This window comes from Thermogemmatispora onikobensis, assembly GCF_001748285.1.
GTDB classification, from domain to species: Bacteria; Chloroflexota; Ktedonobacteria; order Ktedonobacterales; family Ktedonobacteraceae; genus Thermogemmatispora; species Thermogemmatispora onikobensis.
Map to the genome: position 1 here is coordinate 18,481 of NZ_BDGT01000008.1, position 17,415 is coordinate 35,895.

At 60.4% G+C, this 17,415-nt stretch carries 16 protein-coding genes and 1 tRNA gene; 10 read left to right on the plus strand and 7 right to left on the minus strand.

Annotated elements, in window-relative coordinates; translation table 11 throughout:
- Positions 1-43: 43 nt before the first annotated feature.
- From BGC09_RS05420 to aroA, 3 genes are all read right to left on the minus strand, one after another.
- Complete coding sequence (locus tag BGC09_RS05420; RefSeq protein WP_069802876.1) at positions 44-1,339, minus strand: radical SAM family protein; 1,296 nt, start codon at positions 1,337-1,339, stop codon at positions 44-46.
- A gap of 280 nt (positions 1,340-1,619) precedes the next feature.
- The gene (locus BGC09_RS05425; protein ID WP_069802877.1) at positions 1,620-1,922 is read right to left on the minus strand and encodes a hypothetical protein; all 303 of its coding nucleotides are present in this window, start codon (positions 1,920-1,922) and stop codon (positions 1,620-1,622) included.
- A gap of 82 nt (positions 1,923-2,004) precedes the next feature.
- A complete protein-coding gene (gene aroA, locus BGC09_RS05430) occupies positions 2,005-3,372 on the minus strand; it encodes a 3-phosphoshikimate 1-carboxyvinyltransferase (protein WP_069802878.1) in 1,368 nt (455 codons plus the stop codon).
- Between the two features lie 396 nt (positions 3,373-3,768).
- On the opposite strand from aroA, the gene BGC09_RS05435 reads away from it, so the two are divergent.
- Positions 3,769-4,980, plus strand: coding sequence for an FAD-dependent oxidoreductase (locus BGC09_RS05435; protein ID WP_069802879.1), 1,212 nt, complete (start codon positions 3,769-3,771; stop codon positions 4,978-4,980).
- Here BGC09_RS05435 and BGC09_RS05440 read toward each other — a convergent pair.
- Positions 4,955-5,389, minus strand: coding sequence for a hypothetical protein (locus tag BGC09_RS05440; RefSeq protein ID WP_069802880.1), 435 nt, complete (start codon positions 5,387-5,389; stop codon positions 4,955-4,957). The two genes, BGC09_RS05435 and BGC09_RS05440, sit on opposite strands and share 26 nt — an antisense overlap.
- 366 nt (positions 5,390-5,755) lie before the next feature.
- Between BGC09_RS05440 and BGC09_RS05445 the strand changes: the two genes are divergently transcribed.
- From BGC09_RS05445 to BGC09_RS22775, 6 genes are all read left to right on the plus strand, one after another.
- Positions 5,756-6,001 (plus strand): helix-turn-helix domain-containing protein, encoded by a 246-nt coding sequence (locus tag BGC09_RS05445; RefSeq protein ID WP_069802881.1) that lies wholly within the window; start codon positions 5,756-5,758, stop codon positions 5,999-6,001.
- A gap of 486 nt (positions 6,002-6,487) precedes the next feature.
- The gene (locus tag BGC09_RS05450) at positions 6,488-7,078 is read left to right on the plus strand and encodes a TetR/AcrR family transcriptional regulator (protein ID WP_069802882.1); all 591 of its coding nucleotides are present in this window, start codon (positions 6,488-6,490) and stop codon (positions 7,076-7,078) included.
- 264 nt (positions 7,079-7,342) lie between these two features.
- Positions 7,343-8,653 (plus strand): ribonucleotide-diphosphate reductase subunit beta, encoded by a 1,311-nt coding sequence (locus BGC09_RS05455; protein WP_069802883.1) that lies wholly within the window; start codon positions 7,343-7,345, stop codon positions 8,651-8,653.
- Positions 8,654-8,839: 186 nt separating this feature from the next.
- On the plus strand, positions 8,840-9,445 hold the full coding sequence (locus BGC09_RS05460) for a DUF6114 domain-containing protein (RefSeq protein WP_141727651.1): 606 nt from the start codon (positions 8,840-8,842) through the stop codon (positions 9,443-9,445).
- A 177-nt stretch (positions 9,446-9,622) separates the two neighbouring features.
- The gene (locus BGC09_RS05465; protein ID WP_069802885.1) at positions 9,623-10,309 is read left to right on the plus strand and encodes a DUF6230 family protein; all 687 of its coding nucleotides are present in this window, start codon (positions 9,623-9,625) and stop codon (positions 10,307-10,309) included.
- A 220-nt stretch (positions 10,310-10,529) separates the two neighbouring features.
- Positions 10,530-11,324: a hypothetical protein gene (locus tag BGC09_RS22775; RefSeq protein WP_176728850.1), complete on the plus strand. Its 795-nt coding sequence runs from the start codon at positions 10,530-10,532 to the stop codon at positions 11,322-11,324.
- A gap of 127 nt (positions 11,325-11,451) precedes the next feature.
- Here the strand turns inward: BGC09_RS22775 and BGC09_RS05475 are convergent.
- A tRNA-Arg gene (locus BGC09_RS05475) sits at positions 11,452-11,525 on the minus strand.
- Positions 11,526-12,033: 508 nt separating this feature from the next.
- Between BGC09_RS05475 and BGC09_RS05480 the strand changes: the two genes are divergently transcribed.
- Entirely contained in the window at positions 12,034-12,531 is a 498-nt protein-coding gene (locus tag BGC09_RS05480) for a response regulator (RefSeq protein WP_069802887.1), read from the plus strand.
- Positions 12,532-13,124: 593 nt separating this feature from the next.
- Positions 13,125-14,633, plus strand: a complete 1,509-nt coding sequence (gene ftsZ, locus BGC09_RS05485; protein WP_218103969.1) for a cell division protein FtsZ — start codon at positions 13,125-13,127, stop codon at positions 14,631-14,633.
- Between the two features lie 298 nt (positions 14,634-14,931).
- On the opposite strand, the gene BGC09_RS05490 is transcribed toward ftsZ, so the two are convergent.
- A complete protein-coding gene (locus BGC09_RS05490; protein WP_069802888.1) occupies positions 14,932-15,240 on the minus strand; it encodes a KGG domain-containing protein in 309 nt (102 codons plus the stop codon).
- 103 nt (positions 15,241-15,343) lie between these two features.
- Complete coding sequence (gene larB, locus BGC09_RS05495; protein ID WP_084657978.1) at positions 15,344-16,156, minus strand: nickel pincer cofactor biosynthesis protein LarB; 813 nt, start codon at positions 16,154-16,156, stop codon at positions 15,344-15,346.
- 769 nt (positions 16,157-16,925) lie between these two features.
- On the opposite strand from larB, the gene BGC09_RS05500 reads away from it, so the two are divergent.
- Entirely contained in the window at positions 16,926-17,411 is a 486-nt protein-coding gene (locus tag BGC09_RS05500; protein ID WP_141727653.1) for a hypothetical protein, read from the plus strand.
- The last annotated feature ends 4 nt before the right edge of the window (positions 17,412-17,415 follow it).

Genomic DNA, 17,415 nt, shown 5'->3' on the forward strand with positions numbered 1-17,415 from the left:
GTGGCGTGCAGCCAGGGGTGAGCCAGCCGCACTCTCTCGCTCGCTAAACCCTGGCGCCAGCCTCGGCCTGGTTGCCAGCAGGCTGACCGGTACAACGCTTGACGGGACGCGAGAAATTGCCGATCTCAACCTCGGGCAGCTCCTGACGCAGAATCTCAATCAGGGTGCGCATGCCCAGGGCCTTACCGAGCGAATCGAGAGCTGGAAGACGCGGCAAGAGCACCTCGGGATCGATGTTCAGATTACGGAGCTGGATCAGGCGCAGGCCCGTCTCACGCACAAAGGCCAAGAGTGCCTCCACCTCGCGCTCGCGATCGATCAGCCCAGGGAAGCAAAGTAGATTGATAGAGGCATAGACGCCAGCATCGCGAGCGCGCTTGAGCGACTCTTTCACATCAGCCAGCGTATACCCAATCGGACGATAATAGGCTGTATAGGTCTCTTCGCGGCCAGAGATGGTGCTGGCCCGCAGCATATCGAGGCCGGCATCATAGAGGCGCTGTAGCCAGCGCGGATTGCTCGCATTGGTATTGATATTAATGACGCCGCACTCCGTCCGCCGGCGGATCTCGCGGATGGCCTGCTCGATACGGCGCCACTGCAGCAACGGCTCGCCCTCGCACCCCTGACCAAAACTCACAATTGCCTCCTCAGCCCGCTCCAGATGGGGGACGGCCACCTCCACTATCTCCTCCACTGTCGGCACAAAGGTCAGGCGATCCTGGGGTGAAATCAGCTGCTCCTCCTCCTGCTTCGAGATGCAGCCTACACAGCGAGCATTGCAACCAGGAGAAACCGCAATAGCCATCTCCCAGCGGCCAAAAAACAGATTACTGGCCGTTGGACAATAGTAGTCGAGCGCACAATGGGCGTGTTGCTTCACCACACGATTGTGAGGATAGGCCGCCAGCTTCTCCTGAACAAGACGCTCCAGGGTACGGCGCGGGAAGGCCCGTGGATGCCATTTGTGCGGATCATCGGTTCGCAGAGCTGCCACAAAGAGCCGTCCCTTCAGGCCAGCCACAGCGCAGTAGCCGAAAAAGGGGAGCGGCTCACTCGCGGGCCCCTTGCTATAAGCTGGCAGATGAGTGCGTGTATAGCCAATCGGCAGCAGAGCCGCCAGAGCCCAAACCCCCCGACGCTGCAGCGAGCGACGCTGACCAGCCGCGTCCAGCCCCACAGGCAAGCGACCAGGAAGCATCGAGAGCGTCGCCCCATCAGGGAGAGGGATCAGCTCCTCAGCTCGGAGCGGGCTCCCATCAAAGGCCAGCGCGCGCAGCCCCCGCTCTTCACGGACCTCCCCCTGCGCCGTCGAATAAACAAGATACGGTTCCTTCATAGCACCTCTAGCACTCCGCTCATCAAGCAGCAAGGACAGAGATGAGCGCCTGATCATCGCTGCTTTCCACCCGCCCCCGCTCTCGCGCTACGAACAGCTGAGAAGAGCATTATCAGCAAGCGGGCGAAAAAAAGACAAAGAAGAATTCCTACAGGAGACAGGCACACCTCATCTGATGCCGCAGTTGCCCGCCACGCTAGCGCAACCAGGCGGCAGCAGAGAGTGAGAGCGTGCGCTGTCCGGGTAGGGGACGGACCCCCTGCTCTGGAAGCTGAATCGCTCAGTGGACGACCGGCGGGATGGCCGGCAGCTGCGGATTGGTCGGAGGCCCCTCAGAACACTCGTCTTCTAGAAACCGGGAGTGAGTGCCACCGGCCTGAGTCTGAGCCTGGGCAGGCAAACGCTGCTCCAGCTCCGACATCTCCTCATAGACAAAGCTTAGCAGGATATGGTTGTTCAGCACGCTCTGGCAGACATGACGGATGCGGGGGCGCTCGGCCTCCATCCAGGCATTGATGGCCGCCTCAAGGGCGGAGATGCTATCGCCGCACTGGGCACTATCAAAGCCTTTGTATCGATACACCCCTCTGTCCTTTCTCTGCTAGAACACTCAGGCAGACTCAGGTACACAACGCCTTCTTTCTATCATCCCTCTGGACAAGAGTTTACCACGAAAGCGCAGGACTGACCACTGCCCCCAGACGCTGCAGCTCCGAGAAGAAGTGCGGGAAGCTCTTGGCCACATGCTCCACCCCACGCAGCGACAGCCCGCGACGGCTACGCATCCCCACAATAGTCAGGGCCTGCAGCAAGCGATGGTCGCTATGGCCATCGACCCAGACCCCACCCTCGACGCCCTCCGGTTGCCCCTCGACCACAATGGCGTCTGGCAAGGGAGTTACCCGGCAGCCAGCCCGCTGCAACTCGGCGCAGAGATCGTTAATGCGATCCGACTCCTTATAGTGGAGATTTTCCACGTTATAGAAGACAGTGCGCCCCTCGGCAAAGCAGGCCAGAGCCACCAACACCGGAATACAATCGATCATCCGACTTCCATCCAGCTCCAGCCCCCGCAGAGGTCGCCCGCCACGCACATATAAGGTCTCGCCCTCACGCCGGAGATCGCAGCCCAATGCCAGCAGCGCCGCTACCAGCGCTTCACCATCCTCCTCACCCGCCGGCAAACGGCCAAGCCGCAGCTCGCTGGCCGGATCAGGCATAGCAGCACAGGCCGCCAGCAGCGCCGCCGCCGAAGGATAATCCCCAGGTACCACATAGGTACCCGCGCGGTACGCCTGCGGGGCCGGCACCAGGAAGCGCCGGAGAGCGGCATCGTGCTCAATGACAATCCCTGCCTGACGCAGCACTTTGAGCGTCAGCTGCACCATCACCTGAGAGGTTAAACCGTCAACGACCTCGATCGTCAGCGGCTCAGCGAGCAAAGGGGCCAGAAAGAGCAAAGCGCTCACATATTGGGAGCTGCGCGCTCCCGAGACCATAACCCGACCGCCATGCGGCTGGCCGCCATAGAGCGTGATCGGCAAATAGCCCTCCGGCCCTTGAGCCTCAACCCGCACGCCCAGCGCTTCCAAGGCCTGCAGCAATTCGCGATTTGGCCTGCGCCCCAGCGACTGCGGCTGATCGGTCACAAAGGTCACCTGGGGCAGCCAGGCCGCGACGCCGAGCAAGAGGCGTAGCACCGCTCCGGCATTGCCGACGTTGATAGTGACCGCACCCGCAGCCCGCGGTCGTCCCACCCCTCTGACCTGCAAGCGCTCACCCGGCCCTCCCAGCCAGTCGAGCTGCGCCCCCAAAGCCCGGCAGCCCCGGAAAAGCGCCTCGCTATCCTCACTAAGAGCAGGGAAGAGAATCTGGCTCTCCCCCTCGGCCAGGGTTGCCGCCAACAGGTAACGCAAGGTATAGTACTTGGAAGAGGGAAACGACGGTTCCCCCCGCAGCAACATCGTCGGCGCAACTGAGAGACTGCGCCCTGGTTTGCCCGCCGCTGTGGTTCTCGCGTCTCGTTGTTCCATCTCACTAGCCTGGCTCATGCACGCCTCACGTCACGCATCACGCTACCCTGTAGCGCGCAGCCGAGCCGTATTCATCGTAGGAAGCAGCCCCGCCAGCAAGGCTGGAGCTTGTCTTCAAGATAGTATCACGCTGGTGCGCTCTTTCTCAAGAGGCGAAAGAAAGAGAGAACATGCAGGCCAGCAGATGCAACGTTGTGGTCAGCAGCCAGGGCGACATATGTCTCCTGCTCGCCTTACAAAAGAATTACACTGTACATACAAGCCACGCTACACTTTATAGTGCATCATTTTATCTTTTCAACAAGGAAAAAGCCATAGCTATCAATTGACTAAAAATGTATATTCTGCTATACTAGGATTCCATATAGCAGAATTTCTAGGAGGCGCCAGACGATCGTGAAACAAGACCATTTTGTCATTGTGGGAGCGGGGATCGTGGGACTGGCGACGGCCTATGCGCTGCTGGCCCGAGGCATAGAGCGCGTCACCGTACTGGAGCAGGAAGTTGTCGATCATCCACGCTCTACCTCTCACGGAGCCTCGCGTCTATTACGCTTTGAATACGGAGCGAATGCCCTCTACTCTCAAATGGTGATACTCAGTCTAAGTCGCTGGGTGGCATTGGAGCAACTGACAAAGCGAACCCTCTATCTGCGCACAGGTTTGCTCTTACTCGGGCGTGAGGATGACGGGTTTACCCTGGAAAGCTACCGTACGCTGCGGGCATTGGGTCTGCCGACAGAGCGGCTGGCAGAGCCGCAATGTCGCCGACGTTTTCCCCAATTTGAGACGCATGCCTTTGATTTGCTCACCTATAATCTAGAAGCTGGTATTCTTCATGCCTCGACCGCTTTACGCGCACTCAAGGCGCTTGTGAGCGAGATGGGAGGAACCATCTATGAGAGAACGCGCGTCTGTGCCCTCGACGCCAGCAGCCGGCAGAGGCCACTCCGCCTGCGACTAGCCGATGGAACTACTATCAGCGCCGATCGGGTGGTCCTGGCGACCGGGCCTTGGGTGCATCGCCTGCTCGGCGAGCTTCACCTACCCATTCAAACAACGCGCCAATACTTGCTCTATTTTGGTGGTCTGCCGCTCTCCAGCTTTGGCGTCCAGAACTTTCCCGCCTTCATGGCCAACGATCTCTATGGGCTCCCCATTCACAGTAGCTACAGCGCCAATGGCGAGGGCCTGCCCTGGCTCAAAGTTGCCTCTCACGCCACCGGTCCGGTCATCGACCCGGATGAGACCGAGCATCCTGCACGCAGCCAGCAGCTGGTGCGCCAGGCCATCCACGATCTAGAGGAACTGATCCCGGCTCTGCGGCGGGCCTATCTGGCCCACATTGGCAAATGCATCTACGACATGAGTCCCGACGGCGATTTCATTATCGACTTCCTGCCCGATGAGCCGCGTGTCGCCTTTGCCACCGGTCTCTCGGGCCACGGCTTCAAGTTTGGTCCCTTACTTGGTGAGCTGCTGAGCAGCTTAGTGTGCGGCGAGGAGCCGCTGGTACCGCTCAAGCCTTTTCGCCTGGCCCGCTTTCACGAGCGCGATGCCCTTAGCAGTCGCCAACCCGGGCCTATTGATCAGCGGGCACCCAGGTAAGCAGCGCCCCATCGCCTGCGTCGAAGAGCAAGTAGAGGCGCGAGGCGATGGGCGCCACTCGCCCCAGAGGGCGCAGCGGATCATGGATCTGGAACGGCCCCAGCAACTCGACCAGACAGACCTGCTCTCGGCCAGCGAGCTGGGAAACCAGGCTCTGCTCAGCGCGCCACTGGGCCAACACTGAGGCCGCCTCGGGGACAGGCAGAAAGCGCACGCTGCCAACCCCGGGCACACTGCCAAACATCGTAAAGAAAGGCGGGTGTTCAGCGAGATAGGTGCGCACATCCTCCTCTGTGAAGGCTGGCCAGCCCTGCCTCCGGCAGGGAATCGCCAGCCGCTCCTGCTCTCGCGCCCGCCCCGCTTCTCCACTGGAATCCGGGCCAGCGCCACCCGAAAACCAGCTAACCATATTGCTCACCTCCTTGTCGACAATCTCCCACAGCCCGATTCTTGCTCTCCGCCAGAACATATTACCCGCATTATTTCAAGCGAGCATCATCATTATATAAGGGAGGAGCGTAGGGAAGCTGACAACAGCAGGCCCCGCATCGTCCTGCATCGCCCAGTCTCGCCAGGCAGGCACAGCCAGACAGGGCCGCGCACAGCCAGGCAGGGCACTCCCGGAGCAGCTCCTCCGGCGGACTACGGCGCAGCATTGCGCCAGCTTGCAGACGTCCTCTTTGTGTACTACAGTATGCTAGTTGTAAGACGGAGGCTGTTCCGTTCAAGGAATACTGCAGGTGCTTTTTTGGAATTCAGGAGGAAGGAGAGACATATGGCTCGAACACGCACACACCATGAGGAGACAGCAGGTCGCGAGCTGGAGCCTCCTACCGAGTTGCTCACTGTGAGCGAGGTCGCCCAGCGACTCCGTGTCGACGACACCACCGTGCGGCGCTGGATCAAATCGGGTGCCCTGGAGGCTATCCTGCTCCCCCACCGCGGCAAACGTCAGGGCTACCGTGTCAAGAAGAGTACACTTGATGCCCTGATTCATGGTACCACAGCAGTCAGCGTCTAGACGACCTTTCCAGAGAGCTGGGTTTAGTGCAGCCTGGCCAGGGAGGGCATCGCAGCGCTGCGCTTCATTCACCCCTGCCGATGCCGCACCAGGCACACGTAGCCAGCGGAGGACAGAGGACCAGGTGGAATAGGGAGAGGAAAAGAGGTTCAGGCCGGCCCACCTTCAGCCTCCCCAGGCCCCGCTCAGGTCCCACCCCGCGAGCGCGCAGGCCCGAGGCTCGCGATACACCTGGAGTGGTGAGCCGGCTTTTTTCGCCCCTCACACCGACGTCCTCCGCTCCCGGCATCAGCACCAGCACCGGCGCACGCCAGAGAACGAAAGCTTCCCGCGTGAGCGAGGCATAGGCGACAGCGCCTGGCTCTATCGCTCCCCCTTTACGCCGCGGGAGCCGGCCTGACCTGGCGTATGGCCGTGTTTGTATGCTATGCTATTAGAAAAGGCTAGCAAAGGATCTGCTTTACTGATAGCACAAAGGTGAAGGGAATGGCAGCAAATCGAGGCAATCGCGAAGCACGCAAGGCCGAATTGCTCAGGATCTCGCGCGAGGTCTTCGCCGAGAAAGGATTCGAAGCAACGACCATCTCCGAGATCGTGGCCCGCGCCGGCGTGGCCCAGGGAACCTTCTATTGGTACTTCCCATCCAAAGCCTCGGTCTTGACGACGCTCGCCCGCGAGATGCAAGAGCGCATCGAGACCGTCCTCCGACGCGCCTACGATGAGGCTCACACTCTGCAAGAGATGATTGAGCGCAGCGTGGCCGAAACGTTCCAGATCATGTCAGAGTACCGCGATATCCTGGCGATCGTCCACTTCAATACCTGTTGGACCGAGCACCCCGCCGAGCGCCAGCATATCTTCTCACCCTACTACGGCCTGATCGCCGAGATCATCCGCCAGGAGCAGCAACGCGGCTCTCTGAGCCCGACGATTAACCCCGAGGTGACGGCGATTCTGATCGTCGGTACCGTCTACTACGCCGCCGAAGAATGCTATATCTATAACTCGCCCGTCTCCCCCGAGGTCTTCATCGCCGAATGCTCTAGCTTCATTCGCCACGCACTCGGCATCGCGTAACGCTGCTTCACAGCGGTAGCTCGCTCTCGCTCCCGGTATCCTGTCCGGTTGCAGAAACTACCCTAATTTACCAGGCGATCGTTTTCCCCTTGACAATCACCTGATTGCCGGCTATAGTCATATACAACAACGGTTGACTGACTGTCAGTCAATTTTGTCGACGGTTCAGGATCTGGCGAGGGCCAGCCAGCCCCGACGCGGCTTTGTCGGGGTGGCGCCTCCCTCACAGGCAGGCAGGTACCCAGAAACAGGGGGAAACAACCCATGACCACCGAACCGGCCCAACAGGAAGGCTTCATCGATGTCGATTCTGAGCAGACGCCACCGGTTGAGAAAGATCGACTGTATCGCCTGTGGGAGGAAGGGAACTGGTCAGCAAAGGCGCTGGACTTTAGCCAGGATGCACTGGATTGGAGAGAAAAGCACAGTGAGCGAGAGCGGGCGGCCATCCTCTGGAATTGCTCGATGTTCCTCGACGGTGAGGAGTCGGTGACGCTGACGCTGGCCCCTTTTGTGGAGCCGGCGCCCCGGCCAGAGGATAAGATCTTCCTCGCAACACAGATCGCCGACGAGGCTCGTCATCACGTCTTTTTCGATCGCTTTATCCGCGAAGTCTGTCAGCTCGGCCAGGATATCAGCACGACGCTCAGTGCAGTCCGTCCGCATTTGAGCTGGGGCTTCGTGCAGGTCTTCACGGAGCTGGATCGCGCGGCAGAGCGGCTGCGTCGCAATCCGCACAGTCTGCCGCTGCTGGCCCAGGGTGTGGTGCTCTACCATATCGTCATCGAAGGGATGCTGGCGCACACCGGTCAGCACTTCCTGCGCGAATATACCACCCGCACCGGCCTCCTTCCAGCCCTGGGACGCGGCATCTTTTTCGTCTCCCGCGATGAGTCGCGACATATCGCCTTTGGCATCCAGTTGCTGCGTGAGTTGGTGACCAAAGACCGCCGTTGCAAGGAGGCCACGATCGAGATGCTCAACCGCATCCTGGCCTGGACGGCGGGTGTGCTGGCTCCTCCTAATCACGATTGGTCGTATATTACCTGCCTTGGCTTTACCCCACAGGAGATGTTCGCTTTCGGCCTGCGATCGCTGCATACAAAGCTGCGCCGCGCGGGCATCGACCCCCACGAGGTGAGCGAGCTGGCCAAGCTGGGTCTCGATGATCCCTTTGAGGTCCAGGCCGAGCGCATTATCAAGTTCATCGAGGGCGGCGTGCTGGGCACCGGGGATGCTCCCCATGTGACTGAGGAGACAATGGAGACTATCTTTACTTCCATGCGCCTGGTGGCCGCCTGGTCGCTGCAGCGCTCGAAGCCATTGCGGGCCTCTATCCAGTGGCTCTTCGATGATATGCAACCTCGCTATCTGAAGCTGGAGCCGGGCGAACCACCGGTCGCTGGCGTAGGCCGGTTGGAGAATCCGCGGCTGACGCTGCGCTGCTCAGCCAACGATTGGGCCAGGCTCTCTAGCCGTCGTCTCAACCAGCGCCAGGCGGTCCTCTCACGTCGCCTGCGCATCAGCGGCGACTGGCGGCTGGCACTGGAGCTGCCGCGCCTGCTCGCCGTTTAGGCAGCAGCAAGCCGGGGAAAGCATGAGCCGCTCCCTCCGGCCCGGGCGCCAGGAGCGGCCAGCTCTACCCTATTTTACCTGTCCTTGCTCGCTCAACTCGTTGAGCACCGTTTGCTTTCCTGGTTCGCCGGGGCTGTTTACCGGCAGGTCGCTTCACCGTTGAGGCGTGGAAAAGGAGTGTCTACAATGGCGATGTCTCAAGAACCACAGGCGGAAGGCACCGCGCAAAGCAGCACTAGCCAGAGTCAACAAGTGATCGTTGTCGACCTCTCCAGTCGCTCCAGCCGCACCCACGCGCTGGAGGGACTGCGCCAACGCTTCAGCGCCTGGCGCACGTATCGACGCCTGCGCACAGCCGACAAAGAGGCTCGGCTGGTCCAACAGTGGCAGCGCTGGGGTCGCTTCCGCCGCTGGCGCCGCTCACGTCCCTTCGCAGGCTCCATTTTGCTGATCCTCTCCGGCCTGCTGGTCCTCTGGGGTCCGGCTATGTTAATCCGACTGGCCATGCTCCCCGGCAGCACTCTCTGGGCTGGCTTACTCGTCGGCTCCTTGCTGGTCATTATGGGCGTGATCCAGCTGCTGGTCCCCGCTTATTCACTCATCACAGGCTCCATCGGCGTGGTGCTCGCCCTCGTCTCTCTGGTCGCCTCCTCTTTCGGCGGCTTTGGCATCGGTATGCTGCTTGGCATCATCGGTGGGGCTTTGGGCGTAGCCTGGCGCCCCGTGGCTGCCAGCAAACGGAGCAGCGCGCAGCGCTCGTCTCTCCGCGCCCGCGCAACCATGCGCTCATGAAGCCGTCGCCAGGAGCTTTACGCCAGCAAGGATAACAGCAGGGCAGCAAACCAGGCTATCTTCTCAGATTATTATCCTGTGAGCGTCTTTTTCCGTTCGTCTGTGATCCCGCTTGTCGGGATTACATATACATAAATATATATCTGATCATGTAGTACTTGAAAAGGAGAGCGTCTCATGGAAAACGAGCACGACACCGGAATGACCCGGGAGCCAGAGCGTGAAGAAACGAGCTTGCCCATCCACCTGCCCCCGTTCGATGCCGAAAACATTGATGTCAGCCGAGTGGAAACCATTGAGACCAGAGCAGTTGTCGATGAAGACGAGGAGCTGCCCCCGGTAGGGCGTACCAATCGGACCGTTTTCTGGTCGGTGATGTTGGTCGCGGCCCTGCTGCTCTTCGGGATGCTCGGAGCAGTAGAGAATGGTGCCATCGCCCTGGCGGCAGCGGCGCCGCTGCCGGTCACGGTGCAGGCTAAAGTGCTGCAGGCCAAGAACTTCCATCTTTACCCGGGCATCTCGCCTGCTGACAACAGCACGCCGGTGGCCGTCAACCAGCTTGATGGTACCATCACCGATCTGGTGATCAGTAAGAGTATCAGCCTGGGGCCGCTGGGTACCGTGACCGTCAAGCTGGAAGCCGGCCAGAACACGCCGGTGTCGGTGACGGGGCTGACGAACGACGCCATGGGCCTGCAGGCCGATGAAGGCCAGTTCCAGAACCTCGTGCTCAATACCGGTCCCAATCCCTTCGATCAGACGGCTACCAGCGCGACGCTGACCAATCTGACCATTAGCTCCCCATACCAGGCTGTCAATAGCATCACGCTGCCCGGTCTGACGCTGAGCATTACCCATAGCTAAAACCGGAGGAGAGCAGGGTCGCCGCCTCCTGCACGACCCCTCCTCCATCGCTTCAGCGCGGGTGCAGCTGGCACTCACGGAACTGGTTGCACTCGCGCTCTCTCCCCGTCTGGTCTTCCAATGGTACGATTGCCATCTGACGGTGACGGTATTTTCCTTCCTATCCTCGCAAGCTCAGCGGACGAATAAGTTGCGTAATGAATAAAGGTCAGGCCAAGCTATGAAGAAGAAGAAGCGTTCTCCAGCAATGCTGGCATTTTGGGGGAAAGTCGGTGCACTCTGTTCTTTTCTGGTGCTCTTGATTCCAGCTTTTGTTGCGGGGGGCCAGGTGGCCTTCGCCGCCAGTTCAGCAACGGCGCCGCAGGCCGGACCGGAGTTCTGTCTGCCGCCACTGATCCCATGCCATCATCGCACGCCAACCCCCACGCCGACTGTTGACCCGCCGACCCCCACGCCAACGCCGTCCCCGACGCCGCGGGTGACACCCACGCCCGGTGAAACAGCCACGGCAGCTCCGACGCCGAGCGCGGTTCCTTCAGTCACTGCAACGCCCGGGGCCACGGCAACGGTGACGGTCACGCCAACACCCTCAGCTACACCAACGGCGACGCCGAAGCCGACGATTCTCACGGCGCCTAATTCGATCGTCTTGCGGGCAAGTGAGATCATTGGGACCAATGCCCATCTGAGTCTCCTGCCCGATCCGCTGCACCCTGTGCTGACCTTCAGTTCAACTACGATGTCAGGATTGCAGATCTCGCGCGATCTCGGCAATGTGACCATTACGATCACAGCCTCGGGCACAGCGGTCGCGACCAGTGTCTCTATTAAGACTTCTATCTTGCAGGATATTGTTACCGGCCTGAGCAGTTTCGCCAACAAGGCCGATCTGCTGACCCTGGCTACTGGGGGCACCGTCCCCCGGCTTGTGATGACCAATGTGGTGCTTTATATCGATCGTTCCCTCAATAGCGCCTCCCTCGAGGCCGGTGGGCTGCAGGTCTCTTTCTCCTGACCCCTTTGCTGGTACTGCCCTGTGCAGCCCCATGCAAAGCCCCAAAAAGAGGGGGGACGCATTGGTGCGTCCCCCTCTTGCTTCTTCCTGCTCACAGAGAGCTTCACCGTCGGCCCTGGCGGGCGAGCGCACCTGGCAGGACTCGAACCCGCAACCACTTGATCCGAAGTCAAGCGCTCTATCCAATTGAGCTACAGGTGCAGCGCTTCCATGATAGCATAGTCCCCCACCAATCTTCAAGTCCCTCCCTCCTTCTCTCTGCAAAGAGGGACCGCAGACCAATGACCGGGGCCTGGGAAGGGCCAGTTGTTCCCTGCCCCCTTCCCAGAAACAGTTTTCTGCTCTATGCTAGTCAAAAGCAGGTACACTGGAACGGGGGTAAGCGGACGCCAGCTTACTTGTTTGTCCCCTCCCCACCCTGAGCGGCTTGAACTCCTGAGCTGCCACGGGCCATCACTCAGTCCCACCCAGCTGAGAGGACACGAGGTAGAATGGAAAGAGAGATAGGACATCTTTCATAAGCAGAGCGCGCAGACTCAGAGTGCAGGTCCGCATGATGATGGTATGCTTTACAGAGAGAAGGGGTGTCGCGGTTCAATGTCGCGATCATGTCACCTATCCACAGGAATAACCGTTAGACTACAATGTAGTTATCGGTGATCCTTTCTCTCTCCATTGAGCTGACAGAGACAAAGGGAAGGAGTACACAATGTCAGGGCTTGTCTTTCCGCCGGCAGCCCAACGCCCACGCAGCGCTATTATCTTGATTGTCGAGGACGATGCCGACTTCGGCAAGTTTCTGGAGGAGGTTATTAACAGTGAAACCCCCTACCAGGCGGCTCTTGCCGATAATGGCTCCTGCGCCCTGGAGAAGGCCAAGCGCCTCCGTCCCTGCCTTCTGCTCCTCGACTATAAGCTCCCGGACATCAACGGCCTGGAGGTCTTTGATCGCTTGCAGGAGATGGAGGAGACGCGCGGTACCCCAGCCATTATGATGAGCGCCGACCTGCCCTACGAGGAGCTGCAGCAGCGCGGTATCCATCCCCTGCGCAAGCCGATGGACATCCGGCGCGTGATCCGCGTGATCACCCACGCCCTGGCTACAAGCGAAGAGCAGCAGCTGGCCCGCGCTCAACAGCCGTTCCAGCCGTTTCAGCCGCCCCAGCAGCAGCCATCACAGCAGCAATTGGTGCGCGCCCAATCCTGAATAGTGCTGACAGCCAGGCCATACATTGACCCGCGCCTTCCGCAGCAGCGTCGGGCGGCGGCTCCCCGTCGCCCGCACGAGGGCCAACTCGTTCATCAGTAGCCCTTCTGCAGGAGCGAGCCGAGAGCCCGAGGCAGAGCGAGATCTGGGCAGAGCGAGAGCGGGCGGGGCATCTTCCCTTTGTCTGGCAAGGCAAGCAAGGAGGCAAGCACACAGACAAGTGGAAAGCCAGTCTCATGCTCTTCTAGTCCGGCCACTCTGCTTCGGGCTTTTCCTCCCGCTCCTCTACTCTACACTTCATCTCTATCCTCCTGCTCGATTTGACGCCTGGCTCATCTCATCAGCCCCCCCAGAGTCCCCAACTCACAGGCAGACAGAAGCGGCCTTTTCACTCTCCGTTTTACGTACCGGCCATGCTCTCCGTAATATCTGATAGGGAGGGTTCGCATTTTGAGGAAGAAGGAACGTCTTGCCATCCCTTGACACACTTGCTACAATGCGCTTAGAACGCCTTTCGGCAACATACTACCTGCTCATCGCAGCACCCAGACAAGGGCTGCTCGCTCACAGAGAGAAGAGAAACGGGGGTCCGCATGCAGTCGATATTTCATGGCGATCGATACGAGAGAGAGAGGCCCTGGGACCGCCAGGGGCAGGCGGTGAACGAGGGTTCAGATTTCTACTACGATGAGCAGGCGAACCGCTGGGCCGTACTCCGACATGAGGTAGAGGTGGGAGAGGATATGCGGGAGGAGCACACCCTGGCCGGCTGGGAGCAGCGGGATACGGAAGAGGAGATGATCGCTACTGAGGCGCCCGTCGACGCCGAGGAGCGCTGCGATGAGCCGCGCCATGTTGATATTGTGGTGGCCGGTGTAGGCGGCGGAGGCACCAATGCGGTGAATCGCATGATTGATATGAATGTCCGGGGCGTGCGTTTCATCGCAATGAATACGGATGCGCAGGTGCTGGAGCTGTCACAGGCCCCACTGCGGATTAGCCTGGGCCACCATTATACTAAGGGTTTGGGAGCAGGCGGTAACGCGGCTGTCGGTATGCGGGCCGCCACGGAGAGCGCTGCGGAGATTCGTGCCGCGCTCAAGGATGCTGACCTGGTCTTTATCGCCGCCGGTTTGGGAGGAGGCACCGGTACGGGAGCTGCCCCAGTGGTGGCTTCAATCGCTCGCAAGCTGGGCGCCCTGACCATCGGCATTGTGACACTTCCGTTCAGCTTTGAAGGCTCTCGCCGCCGCCGCGTGGCTCAGGAGGGCCTGGCCGAGCTGAGCAAAGAGGTCGATGCGCTGATCACTATCCCCAACGATCGCTTGCTGATGTCGAGCACACGAGATCGCAGCCTGGCAGAGGCCTTCAAGGTCGCCGATGACGTGCTGCGCCAGGGAGTGCAAGGGATCGCAGAGGTCATTAATGTGCCGGGGCTGGTCAACGTCGATTTCGCCGATGTGCGGAATGTCTTGCGCGGCGCCGGCAGCGCTTTGATGAGTATCGGCGAGGGGAAGGGCCGCAATCGTGCTCAGGCTGCCGCCCAGCAGGCCATCGCTGGTGGCTTCCTGAATGTGACCATCAAGGGAGCGCACCGTGTGCTGTTCAATATTAGCGGTGGCGAGGATCTGACGCTTTTTGAGGTCAATGAGGTGGCAGAGTGCATTCGCAGCGTGGTCGACGAGGCGGCAGATATTACCTTTGGAGCGGTCATCGATCCAACGTTGCAGGATAGCCTGCGAGTAACGCTGATTGCCGCTGGCATGGGGGAGCCACTGGCAGCCCAGCCGCCAGCGTTGATGGCGGGAACATCGCGCCCGGCTCAGCTCCAGGCACCAGCCCAGGCCAGCAACGGCACAGGCATGCCCGAACCGGCTCGGGCATCTCACCAGATGGTCCCTATGCCGCCTTTGACACCGCGCCCTTCTCTGTCCCACGGCGTCCCGGCTGCCTCAGCGGCCCCTTCGCGTCCACCTGCCTTGCCACGTCCGCAGCGTAGCCTGGAAGATCTGCGGGGCTTGCGTAGCCTGGCACGCCGCTACCAGGAGCGGCTGGAGCAGGAGCAGGAGGTTAGCGCTCCTCCCTTCCTGCGTCGTCGCTAGGAGGCAGAGAGGGGTCTCCGGGCCGGGAAGGGAGCGACGTCCTTCGCCAATGACCCCAGGACCACCATCGAGACAAGACAAGGCAAGCCAAGGGGAGCTGACCACCGCGGTGGCCAGTCTCCCCGCTGGCTAGCCTCCTCACAGGCCAGCTCTTCCCGTCGGCAGATGTGCTTGCCGAATAGCTAGAACATCGACATACCTCATCTCAGGCCCGCCTACACAAGCGCGAGGGAAGCAGCGGGAGCGCACGAGCAAGCCACTTCCTCTCTGAGGCGCCCGGCAGACGCGGCGAGCGATGCTAAGGGGTCGCGCCGCTCTCATCCGATGTCTGAGCTGGAGCAGCGGCAGAGCTAGCAGCACGCCCCCGCTCACCGCCCTTCTTACCAATGCGCGAGTAGAAAGCCGAGCCTTGCTGACGCTTCGTCGACTCTCCGCCCTTCTTACCGATCTCAGAATAGAATTGCGGGCCGCGTTTCTGCTTGACCGCTTCGCCTCCCTTCTTACCGATTCTAGCGTAGAACTCCGTACCATACTTCTCGCGCACAGCCTGACCGCCATGCTTGGCCTTCTGCGATCCGGGTTCCGGTCCGCGTTTATTGTTCGCCATAGAAGGTCCCGCCTCTCTTTCACTCAAATCCACGTTTACCCAACAACGCGGCGAGACAGTCTCTGCTCCCAGCGAGAGAGACAGAAATCTCGCAGCCTTCTAGCTAGCGCAAGGGATGCTTGCGAGCCTGAGCCACGCGGTTGGCGATCAGGGCCGCGGTGATGCCCGCGCCGACGCCGTTATCGATATTGACGACGGCGAGGCCCGGGGCACACGTCTGCAGCATTGACAGCAGGGCGGCCATGCCCTTGCCGCCCAGGCCGTAGCCAACCGAAGTGGGCAAGCCAATGACAGGGACAGGAACCAGTCCTGCCACAACTGAAGGGAGCGCCCCATCCATGCCAGCGGCCACCACGATCGCATCTACGCCGTTCGAGAGCAGGTCGCGCAGCGGGCCAACCAGACGGTGCAACCCTGCCACCCCCACGTCATAGATACAGGTCACGCGGCAGCCCATTTCCTCGGCAAGAAGGGCCGCCTCCTCCGCTACCGGGACATCGGAGGTACCTGCCGTGATGATGCCAACGTGCCCCCCCGTGTCGGGACGCACAAAATCGGGCCTGGAGATGACCATCGCTCTGGCGGCTTCGCGCAGACGAATGGTGTAACTACGAAAGACGTCAAGGAGTGCTTCCTTCGTCTCTGAGCGCATGCGGCTGACAATCGCTCGCCCTGAACCAGCCAGCAACGCCTCGGCCATGGCAATCACCTGCGCCGTCTCTTTGGTCTCCCCAAAGATGACTTCCGGCGCCCCTTTCCTGCGCTCACGACCAGGATCAGGACGAACTGTGACCGGTTCGGACTGCACAGACAACGACGCTGGTTGCGATCCCTCACTGCTGTGCACCTCCGGCCTCTTGCTCAGCTGCTCCAGCTCTACGAACAGCTCCCACTGTTCGTCAGACTGATGACTCATGGAAATATACACTCCTGATTGAGCAAAATAATTGTCTTCCTATCCAGGAATTCTCCAACGTCCAGTAGTGTAACACATCTCGATAGAAAGAACAAGGCAATTATGCCAGCACCAGAACCTCCAGGGCCATAAGGGCCGTGGGACAAGCACGTCTAGGAAAAGCGTTTCCGCTCAAGTGCCACTTCCCCTGCCAGTCTCCTGCTGAGTCGTGGCTCAGGTCGCCAGACAGACAGGCAGACCCAGGGGCAGCTCACTCTCCCCAACCAGGAGGGTCCCTGCTCCCCCTCCACCTCCTGCCAGGCGTTCCCTTGCTTCAGCGCCTGCCGGCCAAGCCGGCTGGGCGTAAGCTCTCCTATACTACCTGTCTATGATATAATGTACTCGCACCTCCAAATGTGGTCTATTTCTAACAGGTGCTATGGAGTCGCGCCGGCAACTACTCCTCCGGGCCGAAGAGTATTTTGCTCTTCTGCTCGAAATACTTTTTGTCCGCTTCTCGGAGGCCCTCCGCGACTCCTGGCCTGCCGTTCATGGGAAGCCTATCCCCCCAGGGGAGAGTCTCGGGCCAGCCTCTCAGCAATGGGCTTGTCAGATGCCCGTTTCAGATGTATCCTGCCTGTCAGCACACAGTGAACATCGCAGGATGGCAGAGCGCGCGAGTCAGGACCCAGGGTCCGTCGGATTCGCGTTGCCTCGCTCTGCTGGCTTCCGCCCGAACCGGAGGGACAACTATGATGCCTTGTGAGAGAGGTTCAGGGTGACAACCTGTATGAGGAGATCTCGCTATCAGCGCTTGGGCGTCTTGCTCTCGGGATTGGCCACGCTCTGGCTGCTCCTGCTGAGTGCCTGCGGCCCAACCGCTAACCAGCTTTCTCCGGCAGCGACGGTGACCATTAATCCCGCCTTCCAGGCAAGCACTTCGCCCCTGCCTACAGAGCCGCCCTATCGCTGTGGCGCTTGGGCCTCGAACAATGCTCCATCACCAGCAGCGGTGATTACTATCTATGCTCGCTTGACTAAAAATATGCAGGGCGTGCCAGGTGCTACAGCAACGGCGGTGGTCCATTTTAGCAGCGGCGATACGCCTTTGGCACAACAGCCTACAAGCGATCAGGGCGGCTATGTCCGCTTTACGCTGTCTTTGGCTGGCCGGCAGCCGCGCAATGTGCCAGCGACTGTCGATGTGACCTTTACGAATATCCCCGGTGGGCCTGCTAGCCTGCATTGCAGCCCGGCCTTCTTTACGCCTCAGTAAGGCC